6 protein-coding genes and 1 pseudogene are annotated in these 5,520 nt (G+C 38.6%); all 7 read left to right on the top strand.

The features are described 5' to 3' along the window. Positions 1-735, top strand: a pseudogene (pglF, locus tag Q0296_RS10570) (UDP-N-acetylglucosamine 4,6-dehydratase (configuration-retaining)); the annotation flags it as partial. A gap of 2 nt (positions 736-737) precedes the next feature. Further along, positions 738-1,634 (top strand): PDC sensor domain-containing protein, encoded by an 897-nt coding sequence (locus tag Q0296_RS10565; RefSeq protein ID WP_298040374.1) that lies wholly within the window; start codon positions 738-740, stop codon positions 1,632-1,634. Continuing rightward, the gene (gene hisH, locus Q0296_RS10560; protein WP_298040373.1) at positions 1,631-2,242 is read left to right on the top strand and encodes an imidazole glycerol phosphate synthase subunit HisH; all 612 of its coding nucleotides are present in this window, start codon (positions 1,631-1,633) and stop codon (positions 2,240-2,242) included. The genes Q0296_RS10565 and hisH overlap by 4 nt, the downstream gene beginning before the upstream one ends. Next, positions 2,242-2,952 (top strand): 1-(5-phosphoribosyl)-5-[(5-phosphoribosylamino)methylideneamino]imidazole-4-carboxamide isomerase, encoded by a 711-nt coding sequence (hisA, locus tag Q0296_RS10555; RefSeq protein WP_298040372.1) that lies wholly within the window; start codon positions 2,242-2,244, stop codon positions 2,950-2,952. The genes hisH and hisA overlap by 1 nt, the downstream gene beginning before the upstream one ends. Before the next feature lie 63 nt (positions 2,953-3,015). After that, positions 3,016-3,381, top strand: coding sequence for a chemotaxis response regulator CheY (locus tag Q0296_RS10550; protein WP_298040370.1), 366 nt, complete (start codon positions 3,016-3,018; stop codon positions 3,379-3,381). Next, on the top strand, positions 3,381-4,223 hold the full coding sequence (locus tag Q0296_RS10545; protein ID WP_298040369.1) for a 50S ribosomal protein L11 methyltransferase: 843 nt from the start codon (positions 3,381-3,383) through the stop codon (positions 4,221-4,223). The genes Q0296_RS10550 and Q0296_RS10545 overlap by 1 nt, the downstream gene beginning before the upstream one ends. Further along, positions 4,207-5,520 (top strand): ATP-dependent metallopeptidase FtsH/Yme1/Tma family protein (locus Q0296_RS10540; protein ID WP_298040367.1); only part of this gene is annotated, 1,314 nt, incomplete at its 3' end. The genes Q0296_RS10545 and Q0296_RS10540, both read left to right, overlap by 17 nt.

Here is a 5,520-nt window from a genome sequence, read left to right as displayed (position 1 = left end):
GCTGCAGCTTACAAGCACGTGCCACTTTGCGAGCTAAATCCTCGCTCAGCAGTTGAAAACAACATCCTTGGCACAAAAAATGCAGTTGATCTTTCTAAAAAATATGGTGCTAAGAAATTTGTCATGATCTCATCAGACAAGGCAGTGCGCCCAACAAACATAATGGGTACAACCAAGCGTGTTTGTGAGCTTTATGCGCTAAATTCAAACGAAGTAGGTGTGTGCGAGATAGTTTGCGTGCGCTTTGGCAACGTCCTTGGCTCAAGTGGCTCAGTCATACCTAAATTTAAAGCGCAGATCGCTGCAAACAAGCCACTAAGCGTCACTCACCCAGAGATCACAAGATACTTTATGCTTACGTCTGAAGCGTGCCAGCTAGTCCTTCAAGCAGCCTCTATAGCAAAAGGTGGAGAGCTTTTCGTGCTTGATATGGGTGAGCCTGTTAAGATCGTCGATCTTGCTAAAAAGATGCTTCTGCTTTCAAACAAAGAGCATCTGGGTATCGAATTTGTGGGGCTTAGACCTGGCGAGAAGCTTTATGAAGAGCTACTTATCAACAAAGATGACGTTCAAACTAAGTATGAGTCGATCTTCGTGACACACTCACAGCCTTATGATCTGACCCTTTTAAATTCACAGATAAATGGGCTTTTGCAGCTTGAAGATGACGAGGTGGCACCTGCTCTTAAGGTGATCGTGCCAGAGTTTAATCATGCATTAAATTTAAAAGGCTAGTTTTGGTTATAAAAGATATTAAGAGATTTAGCGACACTAGATATAAGGCAAGGGCGTATATATGCTATTTATTTAGTAGAAATTTGCCAAATAGACTGCCTGGGGTTTGTTTGGAGAATATAAAAGCTGGCTTTGATAAGATCAGCCACGAGATAGAAAATTTTGACGCACTATACATTTTGGATGAAAATGGCATACAGATCGAAGACTCGATCAGTCTAAATGAAAAATACAAAATCCCAAAAGGCGAAAACCGCGCAAATAAGGCATACTACTACACCGCAGTGCGCGAGAAAAGGTGCGTTTTAAGCGACCCATATCCATCAAGCCTAAATGGAAATTTGTGCGTCACAGCAAGCGTGCCTATCTATAATGAAAAAAATGAGCTTAAATTTATCGCTTGCATCGACATAAGCCTAGAAAATATCCTAAAGATGGTCGATAGTGGCTTTGTTGAGGAGCATTTTGGTAGATTTTTAAAGACTGTTTATACGTTATTTTGTGCCTCGCTTTTTATGATCTGCGCCTTTTTGTTTTGGCACGGCGTAAAGAGCTTTATCTCAAAGAGTATCGAGCATATAAACGTAGAAGAAATTTTTGAATCAACCATCATTTTAACGCTAGCCCTTGCTATTTTTGACCTTGTAAAGACGATATTTGAAGAGGAAGTTTTGGGTAAAAATCACGACGAAAACAGCGTGATATATAAGACGATGGTTAGATTTATCGGCTCTATCATCATAGCACTTGCCATTGAAGCGCTTATGCTGGTCTTTAAATTTGCTATCACTGCACCTGAAAATATCATAAACGCTATCTATCTAATAGGCGGTGTGGCTATGCTAATGGCAGCACTTAGCTTTTATCTCTTTAGCGTAAAAAGGCAAGAAAATAGATGATAGCGGTGATCGACTACGGCGCTGGAAACATTAAAAGCGTGATAAATGCTTTTAAATTTCTTGATAAAAAATGCGTTTTAGTAAGTGAGCCTGAGAGTTTAAAAGAGTACTCTCACATCGTTTTGCCAGGCGTTGGGGCATTTGGTGAGGCTATAAAAAAGCTTAAATTTAAAGGCATGGACGAGGCAATAAAAGATGCTGTGAAAAATGGCAAGGCCTTTATAGGAATTTGCCTTGGCATGCAGCTTTTGTTTGAAAAAAGCTATGAATTTGGCGAGCATGATGGGCTTGGGCTGATAGCTGGCGAGGTGATCAAATTTGACGAAGCTAAATTTGACAAGCCGCTAAAGATCCCACACGTTGGCTGGAATGCGCTTTTATTTAAACAAAATGGCCCTTTAAATTTAGGGCTAAAAGAGCTTGAGTATTTATATTTTGTGCATAGCTATCACGTGGTTTGTGATGATAAATTTGCACTTGCAAAGACGGGCTATGGCTATGAGTTTACAAGCGCAGTGCAGCATGAAAATGTTTTTGGCTTTCAGCCTCATCCAGAGAAAAGCCACGATGTTGGGCTTAAAATTTTAGAAAATTTTGCGAGGTTGTGATGGAAATTTTCCCAGCGATAGATCTAAAAGAGGGGCAGGCAGTTAGGCTTAGCAAAGGGCTCATGCAAAGCGCTAAAATTTACAGCAACGAGCCAAGTGAGCTAGCTAAGAGGTTTGAAGGCTACGGCGCAAAATGGCTGCATGTGGTTGATCTTGACGGAGCATTTGCAGGAGAAACTATAAATTTTAACACGATCGAAAAGATAGTAAAAGCAACAAATTTAAAGGTGCAAGTTGGTGGCGGCATAAGGGATGAAGAGCGTATAAAACGCTATTTGGACCTTGGAGTTAGCAGAGTGATCCTTGGCTCAGTTGCCCTTCGTGATCCAGAATTTACAGCAAAAATGGCTGGAATTTATAGGGTCGTAGTTGGTATAGACGCGAAAGATGGCTATGTGGCGGTGCAAGGCTGGGGTGAGGTTTCAAATATAAAAGCGGTCGATCTTGCAAAAAAATTTGCAGATGTGGGTGTAGAAGCTGTGATTTGCACCGATATTAACAAAGATGGAATGCTTGGCGGAGTTAATGTTGATTTTAGCTTGCAAATAGCTAGAAACAGCAAGCTTGAGACCATAGCAAGTGGCGGTGTGAGCGATATAAACGACATTTTAGCGCTAAAAGAGACAAATGAGATCTCTGGCGTGATCGTTGGTAAAGCTTACTATGAAGGACGACTTGATTTGAAAGATGCTTTTAAACAAGTTGGCTAGCGTTAAAGCTTTTATAAATTTTAATTAGCTAGAATAGGGCAATTTTTACTAAAAGGATATTATGTGAAGATTTTGGTTGTAGACGACAGCTCAACAATGAGAAGGATCATTAAAAATACTTTACAAAGGCTAGGACATCAAGAAATTCTTGAGGCTGAGCACGGCGTTGAAGCATGGAATATCATGGGACAAAATGAAGGCATTGAGGTTCTTATCACTGACTGGAACATGCCTGAGATGAATGGTCTTGAACTTGTTAAAAAAGTAAGAGCAGAGCAAAAGTATGTTGATATGCCTATCATAATGGTAACAACAGAGGGCGGAAAAGCCGAGGTTATAACAGCTTTAAAAGCAGGTGTTAATAACTACATCGTTAAACCTTTTACGCCACAAGTTTTAAAAGAGAAGCTTGAAGACGTTCTTGGTTAATGAAAGATAAATTTTACGAATTAAGCATCAAAACATCAAATTTTTATGATGAAATTTTAGAGTTAGTTTTTTCTTTTGGAGTCACCTGTGTTGAAGAGCTGGATAAGCAGATCATTATCAGGGAAGAGTATGATCTAAATGACATAGCTTGGGGCATAGAAGAGTACGCAAAAGGGCTATCTAGCGCACATAAAATTCCAAATGATCTAAAAATTTCTATTGATCTTAAAGAAAATAAAGACTGGCTAGGCGAATATAAAAAGGCAGTTAAGCCTATTTTGGTTGATAAAATTTATATTAGACCTAGCTGGGAAGCGCCACTTAAAGACGTAACAAATATCATAATCGACCCAGCTCTAGCCTTTGGCTCAGGGCACCACGAAAGCACAAATTCTTGCTTGCTTCTTTTGCAAAAATATGCAAAAAGTGGCGATACCGCTTTAGATGTGGGTTGCGGAAGTGGGATATTAAGCATCGCTTTAGCAAAGCTTGGCTGCAAGGTCGATGCTTGCGATACGGACGAGCAAGCTACGCAAAGCTCGCTAAGTAACGCCCAGCTAAATGAGGTTAAATTTAATAAAATTTGGACAGGTTCTATATCAAATTTAGAGCAAAAATATGATATCGTCGTAGCAAATATCATCGCCGATGTCATTTTTATGCTCTCAAATGACTTGAAAAAATCGCTTAAAAAAGGCGGCTATTTAGTATTATCAGGAATTTTGAACAAATACGAAGATAGGATTAAAGATACGTTTAAGGATTTGGAGCTAGTTGAGATAAAACAAGCGAACGATTGGAGTAGCTTTGTTTACAAGGAAATAGATGAACAATCAAAATAATAACCAAAACAACGGCGATAATAACGGATTTTTCAACAAAAATCCTATCTTTATCTTTGCTATCTTTGCGATAGTGATAGTGCTTGCTTTTAGAAGCTTTGGTGGAGATGGGCTGGGCGGCTCATTTGGGGTTGGTAACAATGCTCAAAACAAGATGGTGGCCTACTCTGAATTTAAAGATATGCTAAAGAATAAGCAACTAAACGAGGTCGCGATATCTGAAACAACGATAAAAGGTGTGGGTGGCGACAAGACCATCTATCTTTCAAAACGCTTAAACGATCCAACGCTTATAAATTTGCTTGAGCAAAATGGCATAACATATAGCGTTTACAGCGAAAATAACTGGTTTGGAGATCTCTTGTTTTCATGGATCATACCAGTATTTATATTTTTTGCTATTTGGATGTTTATCGCTAGTCGTATGCAAAAGAATATCGGCGGCGGCATACTTGGCATAGGAAGTGCGAAAAAGCTTATAAATTCTGAAAAACCAAAAGTTAAATTTGACGATGTTGCCGGCGTTGAAGAGGCTAAAGAAGAGGTTCAAGAGATAGTTGACTATCTAAAAAGCCCAGATAAATATCTAAGACTTGGCGCAAAAATCCCAAAAGGAATTTTACTAGTTGGCCCTCCAGGCACTGGTAAAACCTTAATAGCAAAAGCAACTGCTGGTGAAGCAAACGTTCCTTTCTTCTTTATATCAGCATCAAACTTTGTTGAAATGTTTGTTGGACTTGGAGCAAAAAGAGTTCGTGATATGTTTGAAGAAGCTAGACAAAATGCACCTGCAATTATTTTTATTGATGAATTAGATGCAGTTGGTCGTTCACGTGGTGCAGGTATTGGTGGTGGAAATGATGAAAGAGAACAAACATTAAACCAATTACTTGTTGAAATGGATGGTATCAAAGAAAATAGTGGAATCTTAATAATGGCTGCAACAAATAGAACTGACGTTCTTGACCCAGCTTTATTAAGACCCGGTAGATTTGATAGAATTATTACTGTTTCATTGCCTGATATAAAAGAAAGAGAAGAAATTCTTAAATTGCATGCAAAAGGTAAAAGAATAGATCCTAATGTTAAATTTAATTTAATAGCAAGAAGAACACCAGGTTTTTCTGGAGCGCAACTTGAAAACGTAATTAATGAAGCTACATTACTATCAGTAAGAGAAAATACTAAATTAATTACATTAGCACAAATTGATGAAGCTATTGATAGAGTTATGGCTGGACCTGCTAAAAAATCTAGAGCTATTTCTGAAAAAGAAAATATTGCAGTTGCTTATCAC

It is taken from the genome of uncultured Campylobacter sp., assembly GCF_937890585.1.
GTDB lineage: Bacteria > Campylobacterota > Campylobacteria > Campylobacterales > Campylobacteraceae > Campylobacter_A.
The sequence above is the reverse complement of the archived record's forward strand: the minus strand, read 5'-3'. Positions and strand labels throughout refer to the sequence as shown.